The sequence below is a fragment of the Pseudomonas frederiksbergensis genome (genome assembly GCF_003732665.1).
In the GTDB taxonomy this organism is placed as follows: domain Bacteria; phylum Pseudomonadota; class Gammaproteobacteria; order Pseudomonadales; family Pseudomonadaceae; genus Aquipseudomonas; species Aquipseudomonas frederiksbergensis_G.
This window is the reverse complement of sequence record NZ_MOBP01000193.1, coordinates 1-306: the sequence shown is the minus strand read 5'-3', so window position 1 is coordinate 306 and position 306 is coordinate 1. Positions and strand designations below refer to the sequence as shown.

1 protein-coding gene is annotated in these 306 nt (G+C 57.8%); it reads right to left on the bottom strand.

The window, feature by feature from the left end; all coding sequences use genetic code 11:
- The coding region (locus BK665_RS33775; RefSeq protein WP_148053304.1) for a sterol desaturase family protein at positions 1–306 on the bottom strand (306 nt) is incomplete at both ends.

The following is a 306-nucleotide window of genomic DNA, read 5'->3' as shown; positions in this document are numbered from 1 at the left end:
TAGTTGCGATCCATGTAAAGAGCGTTCTGTGCATGGTGAGCCCGATGATTGGACGGCGTGACGAAGACCCATTCGAACCAGCCGAGCTTGGGAATGTGCCGGGTATGCACCCAGAATTGGTACAGCAGATTCAGCGCCGCAACGCTGACGAACACCACGAGTGGAACGCCGAGCACGGCCATGGGCAGGTAGAAAATCCAGCTCAACAGAAACCCGGTGCTGGTCTGGCGCAAGGCCGTGGAGAGGTTGTAATCCTCGCTCTGGTGATGCACCGAGTGGGCAGCCCAGAGGATATTGCGTTCGTGG